Source organism: Pseudomonas sp. B1(2018) (assembly GCF_003097365.1).
GTDB lineage: Bacteria > Pseudomonadota > Gammaproteobacteria > Pseudomonadales > Pseudomonadaceae > Aquipseudomonas > Aquipseudomonas laurylsulfatiphila.
Window position 1 is genome coordinate 171745 of record NZ_PYUK01000005.1, and the last position, 14213, is coordinate 185957.

At 60.4% G+C, this 14213-nt stretch carries 16 protein-coding genes; all 16 read right to left on the reverse strand.

The window, feature by feature from the left end; translation table 11 throughout:
• Positions 1-93: 93 nt before the first annotated feature.
• Positions 94-681, reverse strand: coding sequence for a hypothetical protein (locus tag C9422_RS09830; RefSeq protein ID WP_116580505.1), 588 nt, complete (start codon positions 679-681; stop codon positions 94-96).
• Positions 681-2990, reverse strand: a complete 2310-nt coding sequence (locus tag C9422_RS32365) for a phage tail protein (protein WP_116580506.1) — start codon at positions 2988-2990, stop codon at positions 681-683. The genes C9422_RS09830 and C9422_RS32365 overlap by 1 nt, the downstream gene beginning before the upstream one ends.
• Positions 2983-3594, reverse strand: coding sequence for a phage tail protein I (locus C9422_RS09840; RefSeq protein WP_116580507.1), 612 nt, complete (start codon positions 3592-3594; stop codon positions 2983-2985). Before C9422_RS09840 ends, C9422_RS32365 begins: the two co-directional genes overlap by 8 nt.
• A gap of 1 nt (position 3595) precedes the next feature.
• Positions 3596-4474, reverse strand: coding sequence for a baseplate J/gp47 family protein (locus tag C9422_RS09845; RefSeq protein ID WP_116580508.1), 879 nt, complete (start codon positions 4472-4474; stop codon positions 3596-3598).
• The gene (locus C9422_RS09850) at positions 4471-4797 is read right to left on the reverse strand and encodes a GPW/gp25 family protein (RefSeq protein ID WP_043302559.1); all 327 of its coding nucleotides are present in this window, start codon (positions 4795-4797) and stop codon (positions 4471-4473) included. The genes C9422_RS09845 and C9422_RS09850 overlap by 4 nt, the downstream gene beginning before the upstream one ends.
• Before the next feature lie 13 nt (positions 4798-4810).
• A complete protein-coding gene (locus C9422_RS09855) occupies positions 4811-5032 on the reverse strand; it encodes a hypothetical protein (protein WP_116580509.1) in 222 nt (73 codons plus the stop codon).
• A gap of 56 nt (positions 5033-5088) precedes the next feature.
• Positions 5089-5649: a phage baseplate assembly protein V gene (locus C9422_RS09860; RefSeq protein WP_116580510.1), complete on the reverse strand. Its 561-nt coding sequence runs from the start codon at positions 5647-5649 to the stop codon at positions 5089-5091.
• On the reverse strand, positions 5616-6167 hold the full coding sequence (locus C9422_RS09865; protein ID WP_116580511.1) for a hypothetical protein: 552 nt from the start codon (positions 6165-6167) through the stop codon (positions 5616-5618). The genes C9422_RS09860 and C9422_RS09865 overlap by 34 nt, the downstream gene beginning before the upstream one ends.
• A complete protein-coding gene (locus tag C9422_RS09870) occupies positions 6160-6486 on the reverse strand; it encodes a hypothetical protein (protein WP_256355916.1) in 327 nt (108 codons plus the stop codon). The genes C9422_RS09865 and C9422_RS09870 overlap by 8 nt, the downstream gene beginning before the upstream one ends.
• Before the next feature lie 35 nt (positions 6487-6521).
• Positions 6522-6842: a capsid cement protein gene (locus C9422_RS09875; RefSeq protein WP_116580513.1), complete on the reverse strand. Its 321-nt coding sequence runs from the start codon at positions 6840-6842 to the stop codon at positions 6522-6524.
• A gap of 69 nt (positions 6843-6911) precedes the next feature.
• Positions 6912-8978 carry a ClpP-like prohead protease/major capsid protein fusion protein gene (locus C9422_RS09880; protein ID WP_116580514.1) on the reverse strand — a complete coding sequence of 689 codons (2067 nt, stop codon included), beginning with the start codon at positions 8976-8978 and terminating at the stop codon, positions 6912-6914.
• Positions 8941-10491 (reverse strand): phage portal protein, encoded by a 1551-nt coding sequence (locus tag C9422_RS09885; protein ID WP_116580515.1) that lies wholly within the window; start codon positions 10489-10491, stop codon positions 8941-8943. The genes C9422_RS09880 and C9422_RS09885 overlap by 38 nt, the downstream gene beginning before the upstream one ends.
• On the reverse strand, positions 10488-10700 hold the full coding sequence (locus tag C9422_RS09890; RefSeq protein ID WP_116580516.1) for a primosomal replication protein PriB/PriC domain protein: 213 nt from the start codon (positions 10698-10700) through the stop codon (positions 10488-10490). Before C9422_RS09890 ends, C9422_RS09885 begins: the two co-directional genes overlap by 4 nt.
• A complete protein-coding gene (locus C9422_RS09895) occupies positions 10691-12772 on the reverse strand; it encodes a phage terminase large subunit family protein (RefSeq protein WP_116580517.1) in 2082 nt (693 codons plus the stop codon). Before C9422_RS09895 ends, C9422_RS09890 begins: the two co-directional genes overlap by 10 nt.
• The gene (locus C9422_RS09900) at positions 12735-13289 is read right to left on the reverse strand and encodes a terminase small subunit (protein WP_008015854.1); all 555 of its coding nucleotides are present in this window, start codon (positions 13287-13289) and stop codon (positions 12735-12737) included. Before C9422_RS09900 ends, C9422_RS09895 begins: the two co-directional genes overlap by 38 nt.
• A 162-nt stretch (positions 13290-13451) precedes the next feature.
• A complete protein-coding gene (locus C9422_RS09905; protein ID WP_116580518.1) occupies positions 13452-14192 on the reverse strand; it encodes a hypothetical protein in 741 nt (246 codons plus the stop codon).
• Between the last annotated feature and the right edge of the window lie 21 nt (positions 14193-14213).

Sequence of the window (14213 nt, forward strand, 5' to 3'; positions counted from 1 at the left end):
CTCCAGAAACGAAAAAGCCCCGCATAAGCGGGGCCGTGGGGATGTGCGGTGACGTGCAAAATAGAAAAGAAAACGCCCCGGCAATGCGGGGCGTCAGGACGCGGTGCGGGCCTGCCCGTCCGGCTTTAGCGGCCGTTTATCACTGTCTGGAAAGTTTGGCGAAGTTGGCCAGGCCCGCAATTCATTGCGGTAGGTGCGCCAGGCGAGTTCGGTGTTGAGCGCGGCCGGGTCAGCATCCAGATGCTTGTCGATCTCTCGGCCAGCCCAGTGCAGTTCATTTTCGATCCACGATCGTTCTCGCCGGCTCTGTAGCGCCAGATCGCGTGCGGCATCGAGCACCCAAACGAGACCATCCCAAATATAGGCCGCACTCGGTCGCGGCAAAGCCGTCAGCTCGGCCGGCAACTCGCCCGGCATCGAGTGCGTCACCTCGGCACCGTCAGTGGTGCGGAAAACCACGCCCCGGAAGTCGGGCACGACACCCCATGCATCCTGCTGTCTAACGACCACCTGTTGTTCCGGAGCTTGTGGTGGTTCATCCAGCGTTGCGCCAGCCGGCAGACCGCAGCCAGCGCTCACATAGATTTCGTTCTTTCCGAGGTATTCACCTGTGGATTCACTGAACGTGTAAGCCTCGACCCAGCCGCTCTCTTCAAAAAAACCATTCACTAAAGTAGTCATCAGTACATCCTGCAGATGTAGTTGTACGCCACGTTACGCATACGGGTTTCGGTACTCACACGGACAACTGCCGATGGATTAAAAGTTGCAGACATATAGCCCGTTGTAGTCATGCTTGGTGCAGCAGGGATATTGGCCGTCGTATAACCAGTAGCCGTAAATACGCCGGTCGCGGTGTTAACAAGCAACATCGAATCATCGTCCTGCAGCCTGAGCTCACCCGTCATGTTTTGCATCGTGTCGAGTTGAAGGCTCAATACCGGGCGCCCGGAGTCCGGGTCAATTCCGCGCCCGCCGTCCAGACCACGAATCGATTCCCCGCGTAGGTCTGGCAAGAAGCCGCTGGGATATACGGCTGCCAATATCGGGTACCACTCGACATTGAACGGCTGCCCCCCCATCAACACGCATTTCTCGGGTGGCGTAGCGGTTGGCCATGGAAACGGCACGCCGATAGGGACGGCAAATATGGAAGCAGGATCAAAATTGCTTTCGGTCCAGATCTTCCCGAAGTCGGTTGCATCAACCTGTAAACCCACGTCGCTCGAGGCGGGTCGATAACCAATGTAGACCTTATTCGACTCCTGACCCGCACCACCGCCTTGCTGCACGGGAGTGAAACCCAGTGCCGCCTGGTACGCAGCAGGGTCAAAGTTGCTAGTGTTCCAACCCGTTACCCACTCACTGAATTCATATCCCTCTGGGGTCTGAACTGCGCCTCGGGTATAGGTTGTACCGGAGTTATAGCTGGTGATTTGTTGCCAAAGGGTGTCTTGACTGACTGCAACCAGCATGGGGGAGAATTGACCACCCTCTGGAACGTTCGGGCCGGGGTTCACTCGGTACATACCCACGGTGGTGACTGTGTTTAGATCGGTGCCGTCGGGAAGGACAATCCCCCCGTGACCGATGCCATAAGCACCCGTGAGCAATACACGGCCTGGCGTGTCATCTTGGGGAGAGGTTTGTTTAACCAGATTGGTTGAGTCCCAGATGCTTTCCCATTCGCCCCAAACACCGGCAGTCAAGGCCCGACGGTATAGGGTGTGGTCGGCATTCCCATAAATCTCCTGGAAGGCATATTGACCTGGTGTAATCGCCGAGACGCGAACCCAACCCTCATAGATCCCGCCACCTGGCCCCCCTATGCCATTGCTGATGAAATAGAGGGCCGTCTCCGCGTTCAAGCCACCGATGTCAACATCACTGACCGCATAGGCGGGCCCGCCCCAGCCGAACGCTCCGACCTTCATCAGCGCATCAGGCGTTCCATCGTGCAGATGGACCTGCACGTCAGCGGTCGCGGCGGTGCCCAGCCCGAGGTTATTCCGAGCCTCGACCACATCCGCAACATCGCCCAGGTTTTCACTCACCGCCAGGGCATCGGTGATGCCGTAGCCGGCCAAGGTGGTCGGATTGGTGCCGGCGATCACACGCCCAAGGGCATCGACGGTGACACTGCGAAAAGTGCCCACACCGCCCCCACTGCCGCCCGCGATCATTTCAAACTGCAAACCGGTGGTGCCGAGGGTGATCGGCGCGTCGGTGACCAACTGCCAGAGGCTGTCGCCGTTGGTCGTGCCCTGCTCGACGTGGATAAACAACCCCGGTGTCACTTCCAGGCTGTTGTCGGCATCGACGGCCCGCGTCCAGCCTTCGGCGCTGACCACGTAGACACCGTTGTTCTGGGCCTCGGCCTGGGCGGTCACCAGCACGCGATCACCGGCGGCCACGGCCACGCCATCGATGGTTTGCACATTGCTCAGGGTGATGGCGACCGTGGCCGCCACCCGCGCTGACTGTTTGTGATCCAGCTTGGCCAGCGCCTCACTGATCGCCAGGTCGACGTATTCACGCGTGGCCAGCACCACCGCCGGGTCAATCTTCAGCACGATGTTCGCCGAGCTGCTGACGATGAAATTCATCCGCACGACCTGGGTTTTGCCACTGCCCTGGTCCAGCAATGGTTTATAGCTTGGCGCGCAGTTGGCCACCGCCACCAGATCACCGTCGACATCGTACAGACCGATCTCGCGAATCCATTCGCCGCCGACTTCCGGCGGAATAATCTGCTCAGTGATCACCGTGTTGGGATTGGCCGGATCGACCCGGATCTGGTTGATCGGCGCCCGGCGCCATTCGTTGATCAGCTGAGTCTGCAGGCGATCGGGAATCGGGTCAGTGCCGTTGGCATCGCCCAAGCCCATCTCGGTGAACATCCAGTCCAAGCCCATAGCAATGGCATTGGCGTGCTTGGCTTCACCGACCGCCGTGAGAATGGCAAAAAACTGACTGGTTTTATCAATCATAGGGATAAACGTCCAAAGTATCGGTTTCATCGACGCAGAGCGCCGGGCCAAAAGTGCCGGTCACGTCGATGTCTTTCGGGGCCGGCGGGTACACGTCGATCTCCTCACCTTCTTGCACGCACACGGCAATGCCCAGCACCCCCTCGGTCTGCAGGCTGAGCGCCAGGTTGGTCATTTGCCGGCTGACCGGACGGGCGTCGTCGATCAACCACGCCAGTTCCTCGTATAGTTCCTCGGTGATACCGGCATCGTTCAGGCCGACCTCTAGGGCGAAGGTGCCGGGCACGCCTTCCGGCACGGTGTCGAACCACTCGACCACGTCGATCAGGTAGCCCAAGGGCTCGACCACCCGACGCAGCGCACCGATGGTGCCTTTGCGTGCATGCACGTCGTACGCCGAACGGATCGCCGTGCGCTTGGCCTCCTGCGTCCAGTTATTGTTCCAGCGGTCCACCGACCAGGCCGACGCTAGGTACGGCAACAAGTGTTCCGGGCAGGTGTCGGCGTTGTACAAACTGCGCAGCGGAATCAGTGTGTTTTCGTAATTGGCCGCTTCCACAGCCAGCTCCAGCGGCGTGCTGTTGAGGGGCAACTGACTGCTCATGTCAGGCCCCCAGCGTCACGGCGTAGCCGGTGCAATACGCGGCCTCGGCCTTGCTAGGCTTGATATCGGTCCAGCCCAGCAGCTCTACCCTGGCGATGCCGGGAATGTGCAACTGCGCATCGATCCCCGAGCGCGCCACTTCCAGACCGAGGCGACGGCGTGGGTTGATCCACTCGCTCAGACGTTTCTGGCTTTCGGCCAGGTAGGCTTCGTTTTCGGGCCCCGGAGCCTGCGGGTACAGCACCGCTTCAATGTGGTAGTCGATGACCATAGCGCTCTGCACCGTGAGGCGGTCGGCCACCGGCCGCACGTCTTCGTCATTTAGGTGCAGCCGGACCTCTTCCAGCAGTTCCGGCGAGGCGGCGCCGCTGCCTTCCAGACTGAGCACGGTGACCACCACCACGGCGGGTGATGGACTTTCCGCCGTGGCATCGGCAACCAGGCCCGAGGCGTTGCGCGCATGCAGGATGTAGCTGTTTCGCGGTCCCGCCGTGGTCAGCCCCTCATACGACATCTGCACCCGCTCACGCAGGGCATCGTCCTCTTCGAGCACCTGCGGCGTCGGTGGCACCGTGCTCGGATCTCCGGCCTGAATCACCAGGCGTTGCAGGTTGACGTTGGCGGCCAGGTGATCGAGGTCGGCCCGCTCGGCGTGGGCCAAAAGCAACGCCTTGCCCGCGTCGTTGACCCGCGCCCGGTTCTGCAAGGCGCCATACGCGGCCTGCTCGATCAGCTTGAGCACTGGGTCGCTCTCCAGCTCCGCGCTCCAGTTGTCGCCCATGCTCAGACGGAAGGCTTCCAACTTCTCCTGGTAGACGACCTCGAAGTCGAGGTCTTCGAGCACTTGCGGCGGCGGCAGGGCCGCCAGTTCCATGGTCATGCGGACACCTCCAAAGTCACGTCGCTGCCCAGGTACTGCCCAGTCAGCTCAAAGGTGATACGCCCGTCGAGAATGGCCACGGCGCGCACACGTCCGAGTTTCAGCCGCGGCTCCCAGCGACCCAGGGTGCTGGCCACCTCCGCCTGCACCGCACTTTTCCAGCCGTCATTGACCGGCAGGTCGACAAAGCGCCGCAGCTTGCTGCCGTACTCCGGGCGCATGCGCCGGCTGCCCAAGGGCGTGGACAAGATGTCCTCGATGGACTGGCGCAGGTGATCGAGGCCGGAAATGAGTTGGCCGGTGCGGCGGTCCAGTCCGATCATCCCGATCATGGGATCAGCCCTCGACCGCAACAAAATCCTTGCGGCCATGCAAATACTCGAGCGCGACCGTGTCATCCGATGCCACCGCGACCTGACCCTTTTCCACTTTCAAGGTGCGCCCGGCGTCCAGCAGGATCAGCACCCGCGAGGTGTACAGCGTGTCGCGAAAGATGCTCAGCGTGGCCGGCTCGGGTGCATCCGTGGCGGCGGGAACGGCCTTGGTTTTACTCGTCATGCTTTTCTCCAGACATGAAAAAGCCCGCGCGCGGCGGGCTCAAAGTGAATGTGCACTCAATGCGAGTGGTTGCTGCTGTTACCGCCGGCATCCATGATCGTGCCGGCACCGCTGATGTCGCCGGACACGCTCAGCGATCCGTCGATAGCCACCTCACCCGCCAGGGTGATTTGGCTGGCCGTCACCCGCACTTGATCCGGCGTCACTTCAAACTGCGAGCCACCGACCGTGATAGTCGCGCGACTGCCCTCGGGCAGCGCAATGCTGTAGCTGCCGGCTTCCCAGTCGTAGACCAGTGAGCCGCCATCGTCGAAATGCCAGGCCTCGACGTGCTCGCGGTTGTCCGGTGGCGTCCCGGCGTTGCCATACAACCCCGGGATAAAGGTGCCCATGGCCGGATCACCGCTGGGGCTGAACAGCACGCCCTGCTCCCCCGTACTCGGCGCACGCCAATGAAGGGCCTTACCGGCGGCCAAGCTATGCCAGCGCACCCAGGCACTGACCCAGGTTCCGGCCTTGACCCGCACCCGCCCGGCCATCAGATCTACGCCGACCACCACGCAGGGCAGCAGCATGGCGGCTATCATCCGGTCGTGTTCGGCGCTGGCGTATCCCATGCCAGATCCTCCGGTTGAAAGTAGTGATCTTCATTGCCGGTACCGGTGCAGCCATCGACGTTCAGGTACAGAGAACCCGGCGGCTCGACTGGCCATAACCATTCGGTTTCACCGATCTGGAATATCTGCTTCCACTCAACAATCCACACCACAAATTGCGCCAGCTCCGGCATCGAGTCGTCCGGGAATGCACGCACCTCCTGCACCTCTTCGACAAAGTCCAGCCCCCAATACTGCCCACGCAAAATCTTGCTGATCTCTGCGGCCAGAATGGCAGCCTGCAAGGCCGCTTTGCTGATTGTGGAATCGACCATGATGCACACCTGAAAGCGGCCGCTCAGGGAAGTTTTGCCGCTGCCATTGTCGGGTGCTTCGCCGATTTCCGTCAGGGCGAACAACACCGCCGGCAGACCGACTTCAGCATTCAGCTCGGGAAACGCCTCGACGCTCACCACCGACGGCAAGCCGGCGCGGAATGTCGCCTCGATCGCATTGTGTAAGATCGTCAGCTCATCCATTGTTCAAACTCAGTATGAAAGTGACCATGCCGGCGCCGTCCGGCTCGCGCTTGCTGACCTTGTAGCGACCACCGCCCTGCTCCGCCGGTAGATCGATGGTAAGAAAGGAGTCTTTCTCGATGCCCACCGCCTCCACCACGCGAGCGGTGAAGGTGGGTGCCAGAACGTTATCCGTCACGATGGCATTGCCCAGGCGCACGCTTTTCGATTTACCGCCGACATCCGCACCGACAAAGGGCGAGAAGAACGCACCGGACAACGGTAGGCCGTCCGGCTTGATGGCGCGATCGCCGAGGCGATCGACCAGCACTGCATCCATCCGGGCTGTGACGTCACGAAAGCGGCCCAGCGTGGTCACTGAATCAACAACGCTTCGGCAATACCGCCGACCGGAGCACTCATCAGCTTGCCGAAGGGCACCGTGTCACCAGTAGCCGTGAGCGGATCAACCAGCACGCCGGCTTGCAGAGCCACCTTTTGCCCCTGCAGCAGCGCTGCATCGGCAGGCAGGCGCCAGACGCCGTCGAGATGGCCGACCAAGACATCACCCGCCACACCACTGGCGATCGGGATGACCACCGTATCAACCAGCACCAACGGCACCCCCGCCATCGCGCCACCGTCTGGCGCCACAAAAGTCAGCGTGCTGCCGGGACCCGAATAATTCTTGGACATGCGCATTTCTCCTGCACAGAAACAACAAACCCCGCTCGCGGCGGGGGTGTTTAGGGGACTCTTCAACCGTTAACGGCTGGCTTTAGCAAGTGGCACGACACCGACTGATTTGTTCAGACCGCGATAATCCAGCGCCGCGACCCCGGCATCGATCCGAACCTTGCTCGTCACACCATCAATGGTGAAGCCCTGCTGTTGCTCCATGTAGGGCTGTTCAACGCCGTCCAGGTAAGCAACTTCGATGGTGTCAGCACCTTGGCGGGCGGCCTCATACCAGGTGACCGGCGAATCATCGTCCAGGCGTGGCTCGGCGATCACCGTGGCGAAATTGCGGATCGGGTTGTCGATGCCAGCATTAGTGTCGACGCCAGGCACCGACGCCGAGCGAATCAGTTGGTTGGTCTTGTCTTCCAGCGCCACCGGCACCAGGACAAACGCCGGGCGAATGTTCAGGGTGCGAGCCTTGCCACCCTCGACCTCGGTTTTCTGCAAGGCCATGGCGGTCTTGGCCTTGCTCAGCGCCTCAATCGACATATTGGCGCCGGTACCGGAGAACAGGTTGTTGCGCTCGGCATCGAACAGCGCTTTGCCGTCGCTCATCACCGGTGAATGGATCAACGTGTCATAGACTAGATCACCGATGGTGCCGCGCGCGGCCAGACCCATGTTGTAAGGCACCGTGCTCAACTGGTCGAGGTCATCGTTGATGATCGCCTGCCGGGTGATGCTGAACATCTCACCGTAGGTTGCCAGGCGGATTTTTTCGCCACGGTCATTGGTGGTGATGTACTTGTATTCAGCCCCTGGGCGAACTTCACGCAGGCTCGGAAACGCACCCATGCCGACCCGGGACGCCACCTTGAAGTCACTCAAGCGGCCCTTTTTGGTCCACAGGTGATAGGTCTCCGGCGCCTCGTCCCAGCCGAGCAGGACCGACTTGGCGGCACTGTCCACCAGGATGTTGCCGAAGTCGCTGGAGTCATGGGTGAACGCCAAGCCGACCATGGCCATCGGATCAAGGGTGGCCACTAGAATGCCGCGATCATGCAGCGAGGCACGGGCCAGCTCGCGCAGGCTCATGTGGTTATAGGCGTTGTCTTTCTGATTTTCCGCCTGACCCAAACGGCCCGCCAGAGAGGCGCGCACCGAATCGCCGACCAGATTGCCATTGCTGATGTGGCCATGATGCCCGGGGCCGCTCGTTGGGGTGGTGGTCGAACCCAGCGCGACCAACAGTTTTTCACGCGCCATCTCGGCCGTGCAGCTCAGGTCATTGAGGCAGGTGTTGAGCAGCTCGGTGTGGCTGGTGACCAGCGAGCCGCAGAACGCGGCATTGATTGCGGTACGGCGAGCACTATCCGCAGCCATGACCTGGGCGCGCATCTGATCCAGGGTCAGCGCAACCGGCGCCGGATCAACAACCGGCGCAGGTGTCGGGGCTGGAGCTGGAGCGGGCGCTGGGGTTGGAGCAGAACCGCGTGGATTGAACAGATTTTTTGCCGAGGTAGGCATATTGGTGAACTCCTGCATTCGTTTTGAAGTGAGTTGGGCGGCCGCCTTGAACGGATCAAGCACGTTGTCAGCGAAACCGGCCGCCACCGCTTCGTTGCCATCCATCCAGGTTTCCGCCTTGAGCAGCGCCTGAATGTCCTCGATCGCCTTGCCCGACTTGCGCGTATACGCCTGAATCAGCGTGCTCTCGACCTTGTCGAGTAAGTCGGCGTACTCGCGCATGGCGTCGGCATCACCTACCTGACCACCCCATGGCTTGTGAATCATCATCATGGCATTGGCCGGCATGTTGATTTCATCCCCGGCCATGGCAATCACGCTGGCCATCGAAGCGGCGAGACCGTCGATGTACACCACCACCCGCGCCGAATGGCCGCGCAGCAGGTTGTACATAGTGGTCCCTTCAAACACGTCGCCGCCCGGAGAGTGAATGTGCAGGTTGATCTGAGACACATCGCCGATGGCGGCCAAATCGCGGGCGAACTGTTTGGCGGTAATGCCCCACGCGCCGATCTCGTCGTACAGCATCACCTCGACTACCCCGCGCTGCTGCGCCGCACGGAGCGAGTACCAGCTTTCACCGGGCTTATTCGTCGGGGTTATCGAGGCCCTCGGCCTCATCATCGGCAGGCTTCGTTTTGTTTTGCTGTTCATTGCTTTGCGATTTTCCATAGGTCTCGTGATAGAAGTCCGAACTAAAGACCAGTCCCTGTTCCCGGTTGGTTTTGATTTCCGAAGCCCGGGAACGCTTGAGTTCCTGCGGATTGCGCTGCCGCGCCCGCGCCACTTCCGATTCATCGGAAAAACCGGCCTCGACCAGAATTTTCCAGGCATTGGCCTCATGGATCGGGTTGATCCAAGGCATCACCGGCCCTTGGTAGATCGCGCCAAACACCGTGTCCGGATCAACGTCGACCGGCACCTTGATCACCCCGCTGGCAATCGCCATGTGCAGCCATTCGCGATAGACCGGGCGGCTCCAGTAGTCGATAAATTCGTGCTGCAGCAGGTCATAACCTGCCTGCCCCTCGACCAGCTCCTGACGCTGTGCGGAATAGGTGCCGTCGTAACTGCGGGCAACACTGGAGTAGGTGCCACGGGTGCCTGCGGCCACGGCCTTGAGCTGACCGTTGCGGAAGCCTTCCAGAAAAGGGTTGGGCCGATTGCTTTCGATCATGCCGACGTCCTCGCCAGGCAGCAGGCCGTCGAACACCATGCCCGGACCGATGGGAATGCTGCGAGCAGCGGCAGCCTGGCCATTCACCGCCGATGGCGTGGTGTAGTCGTCCGGTGTGCCTTTTTTGATGTACATGGCCAGTGCCGCGCTGATACGTGCGGCAACCCGTTCGCTTTCCTCGTAATCCTTGATGTCCGCCAAGCGAATCAGCACGGCATGCAGCAAGGGTTGACCGCGGTTTTGACCGATGCGCTTACGGTGCGCGATGTGAATCATCTGTTCGACCGGCACGCGCTTGGTGGTCAAAGTCAGCTGGAAACCGGCGGCATGCCCGGGGTGATGCTTGACCAAGTGATAGGCCCGGACCCGCCGCCACTGATTGCGCTCGATACCCTGCACAATGCCCTTGGCTTCATCGTTGTATTCCCACGGCAGGTAATCCGGCTCCAGCAACTCCAAAGCGAAGGGCACCACGCTCAAATGCTCATAGCTGGGCACACGCCCCTTGAGCTTCTGCGCCAAGGCTTCGCCATCGCGCAGCCAAGTTCGGCACACCTGCCGCTCCATCTGCGGTCGGGACAGCTCGCCGGACGTTTCCGGGCGCAACGACCACTCGGCCCAGCGGGCCTTGATCTGCGCAGCAAATTCCAAATGCACTTCCCCGGCATAGCTCAACGGAAACGGCTCAACCGCGATGCCCATGCCGCCCACCACCCGCTCTTCCAGGCGATCGAACAAGCCGGTGACGATGTCGTGGTCTTCGTCCAACTTGCGGCACTGCTCGCGCAAAGAGCGCGCCGAACGTTGCAGCGAGCGGTCCGCGCTGGCCGATTGTTTTTTGGCTTGGTGGGTGCGGGTCGCCTGCGCCGCTTCAAAGGCCATGATCGTGCTACGGGCACGCAGTCGGTCAGCCACCAGCCCGGGAAACACCGGGGCCAGCACACGATCCAGCAGGTTCATCGGAATGTCGCCAAGGCGTACGGCGGTTGCCCCGCCACTGCTGCCTGTTGTGCTCGCAGCCGGCGTTCCCATTCCAATCGGCCGGCGCGGATTTCCTCCAGGTCATCCATGATCAGCTTGCGACCGTTAAAGAGGATTTCTTTGCCCTGCAGGATGGCCAATTCGGCCTCCAGATAACGGTCCACCATGTCTTGAGCGGTTATAGCCATGCGCCTTGCCCTGTATTAAGCCAGCCACCCGACTCGGCGGGCTGGTCGGATGATTGTTCCGTCTCTACCTGAGACACCGGGGCCGGGGCCGATTCCGGTGCGGCAACGGTGGCCGGTTTGCTTTCCTGCTCGATACTCACCGGCACAACCCAAGTGCCTGACGGCAACTGCTGTGCGAGCAGGTCGAGATTCATGCCAAAGCGCTGCTGTGTTATGCGTAGCGCTGCCAACGCGTACACCAGGCAATCGAGCGCTTCGTTTCGTCGCCCGCCTGCGTCCCAACGCTGGACGCGCTGGTGTTTGACGATCACCCACTTGCGGCGCTCGGCGGTCAGTTGCCGCAATTCGTCTTCGCCGCAAATCATCTCGTTGGCAGGCAGGTGGATACAGCCAGGCACAGGCACGCCCGAACCGTCCGGCTGCATCTTGAGACGGCCATAAATCAGCTCTTTGGCATTGTCGGTACCCACTTCGACCAGGTACGCACGTCCGCCTTTGACCTTGGTTTTCTTACGCGGCCAGGTCGCAATCGGCTTGCCGTAGGTCGAGGCACCGAATACAGGGATCACCCACTGGGTGCCGTGTTTGATGCATTCCTCACGTACTTCGTCGCAGTAGTGACCACCCTGGTCCCAACACCAACGCTCCACACCCATCACCGTGCCATCCGCCCGGGTGAAGGTCTTGTGGATCTCGATGCCGACCTTAGCCCTTAGCTCGATGCTGCCCGGGTCACCTTGCAGCACGAACTTATGGACCAGCCATGCTTCCTCACCCGCGCCAAACGCCCAGACCCGGCCTTCATAGCGGTCATCCTGGGTATCAATACCGCCGAATAGGGCAACCGCTTTAGCCGGCACTTGCGGGTAGATCTCCCGGCGCGCTTGCAACTGCTGCCATTCCAGCTGCTCACCTTGGTCTTCTTCCCACGCTTCGCCCAGGGTGGTGTTGACGAAGGTTTTGAGCTTGCCCCGATCCTTCTTGATCTTGAGCCATTCCGTGACGACTTCAGCCCAGGTCACAAACTCCGAGTACACCGTCCAGATATGGAAAGTCACCGAACGCGGCGACGGCATTGAAGTGTCCACATCGGTGAACCAGTCCATACCGTCACGCGTCCAGATACCGGTCCGCTCGCAGATGTAACGACCGTTGACGGATGCCGCGACCATTTCGTGGTATTCGAAGGTACAGCCATGGCCGGACTCGCACAGGTACCAGGCCTTGGTCACCTGACCCAGCTCATCTACGGCCCACTTGATACCGAACGGCGTAGCCGGGTCACCCCACTTTAGGTATTGCTCGGTACCGCAGCACGGGCACTTGATGTTGAAGCGCAGAAAGTGTGGGGAGTCATTGGCCGCCCGAGTGATCTGGCAACCCTCCCCCGAGGTTTCCTCATTGGCGTCGGCGACAACCACTGTCGTCGGGGTCGATCCGCGTATGGACTTTTTGAACGTGGCACCTTCCAGGCGTTTGTCGCCAAGAATGGTCGGGGCCCCCTCACCCTCGATGTCCGCGTTGAACTTCGACAGCTCGTCATAAATCACTTCATCCGGGCTTTTCTCCCGGTAATTTTTCGCCGCCGTGCCACCCAAGCACCACAGCATTTTGGCGTTATCGAAGCGCTTTTCATCCAGCGTATTATCGCGATGCTTCACCCCATACCAAGGTGCCAAAGCGCGCATCACAGGACTGTCACGAATCATCGTTTCGATGTGCCGCTTCATCATGCCGTCAGCGTCGCCATCGGTTGGGCACCAGACGATGACGTTGCGTTTCTTGTGCTGGACCTTGTAGCCCATGTTGGCCACCAGCATTTTGGTGTAGCCAACCCGCGCCGACTTCAGCACGTTGACTTCACGGATCAGGTCGTTGCCCATCGCGTTGAGAATCGCAACCTGAAAAGGCGCTGTCGTCCAATCACCTTCCTGATAGGACGACTCTGACGACAGATAGAAATGTTCATCGGCCCATTCAACCGCTGTGCGCGGCGGCTCTTTGTAGAGCCCGGCGAGCCCCTTGCGGACACCCTCAACCAGCGCCCTCATCCAAGGTGTCGACAAACTCATCAAGCAACTCCGGCAAAAGATCAGCCAAGCCGACCGCATCGTTACGCGTCACGGCGACTTCGCGCTGGATCGCCTCAAGGTGACGCACCTCGATGTCGGGGCACTTGCGTTTAACCTTCAAGTGCACGGTGTCGAGGGTTGACCCGAGCTTTGCGCTCAGGCGAGACAATGCGAACAAGCAAAAATCAACCGGTACCAGCTTCTTGGCCTTCACCTTGTTGCGCATTTCCTGAGCGTCCGCCTGCTCAGTTGTCAGCCGCAATTTTTGCTGCGCCTGTTTGTACTCAATGAGCGGATCGATCGGATCACCGTTGTCGTCGACAGGTTGGTCTTTTGTCACCTGATGCTTGAGCCGGTTATCCAGCACCGACCGGACGTCGTAGAAGACGTCGCGGCCGATCTTCGCAACAGGCTGCACGCCCCATTTATCAAAGGCCTGAGTCGTGATGCCGAGGCTCGTAGCCATGCGCGACTTGTTCAGCCAATGAGGCTCGCGGGAGATGGTCGGATTGGCCATGGACTAAACAACAACCTCGATTCAAAAATGGGTCATATATAGCGAAGCAGCGGGGCCCGAATTACCCCCTGCCCCCCGCCCCCTCGGGAGGACCCGTTAAATTTTCGTCTGGGCAAACAAGTCGAGCATTACCAGCCAGAAACCGGTCTTTCTTGCTCGTCGTTAGGGCTTGGCAGTGGCCATTGCATCGGCAAATGCATCGCGGAACTCAGCGCTGTAGTTGGCCTTGCAGATGTTGTTGGCGATCTTGAAGAACGGGAAGATCGTGCGGTACATCGGCGCGCTCCGGCTGAAGACAAACATCGGCCTGATCGCATCACCGAACGCCGTCTCTTTGCGCTCCCACACACCGGCCGTTCCTCCAACGATGCCGGAGAAATAGCTCCTGGCATTGCCCTTGCGCTGACTGCGCTTGCTGTTCGAGGCATTGGCCTGATAGCCACGCGATGTTTCGGCTGCCCCCAAGCCCGACAAGATCCGGGTCATCGTTCCTCGGGAAACGTTGCCATGCTTGTCGAGGACGTTTGGGTTGGGGATAGCGAACTGGCTGGACTTCATGAAGCCTCGTGCGATCAAGGCCATTTCAAAGCGCTTATGCGGTCGTGGCCCGCCCCTGACAGTCTGCTGAAGGTAGGTATCAGCGGGGATGCCAGAGGTCCAAGAGTCCTTGAAATACACCTCGGCCGGCTTGCTTTTGGTGGCCATTTTGACGAACAAGCTGTTCATCGTGGTTCGGGTTGGCCGGTCCAAGCGCTGCGCCATGACGGCCAGTTCACCCTTCTTCACCCGCCGAGCCAAGCGTGTAGCGGTCAAGGCAAGCACATGCGGAATGTGCTTTTTCTCCAGCTCCAGCAGCGCTTCAGACACGGGCAGCATGTTGGGCGTGATCTTGATTTTGACCATTTAGTTTTCCGCGATAGCCGA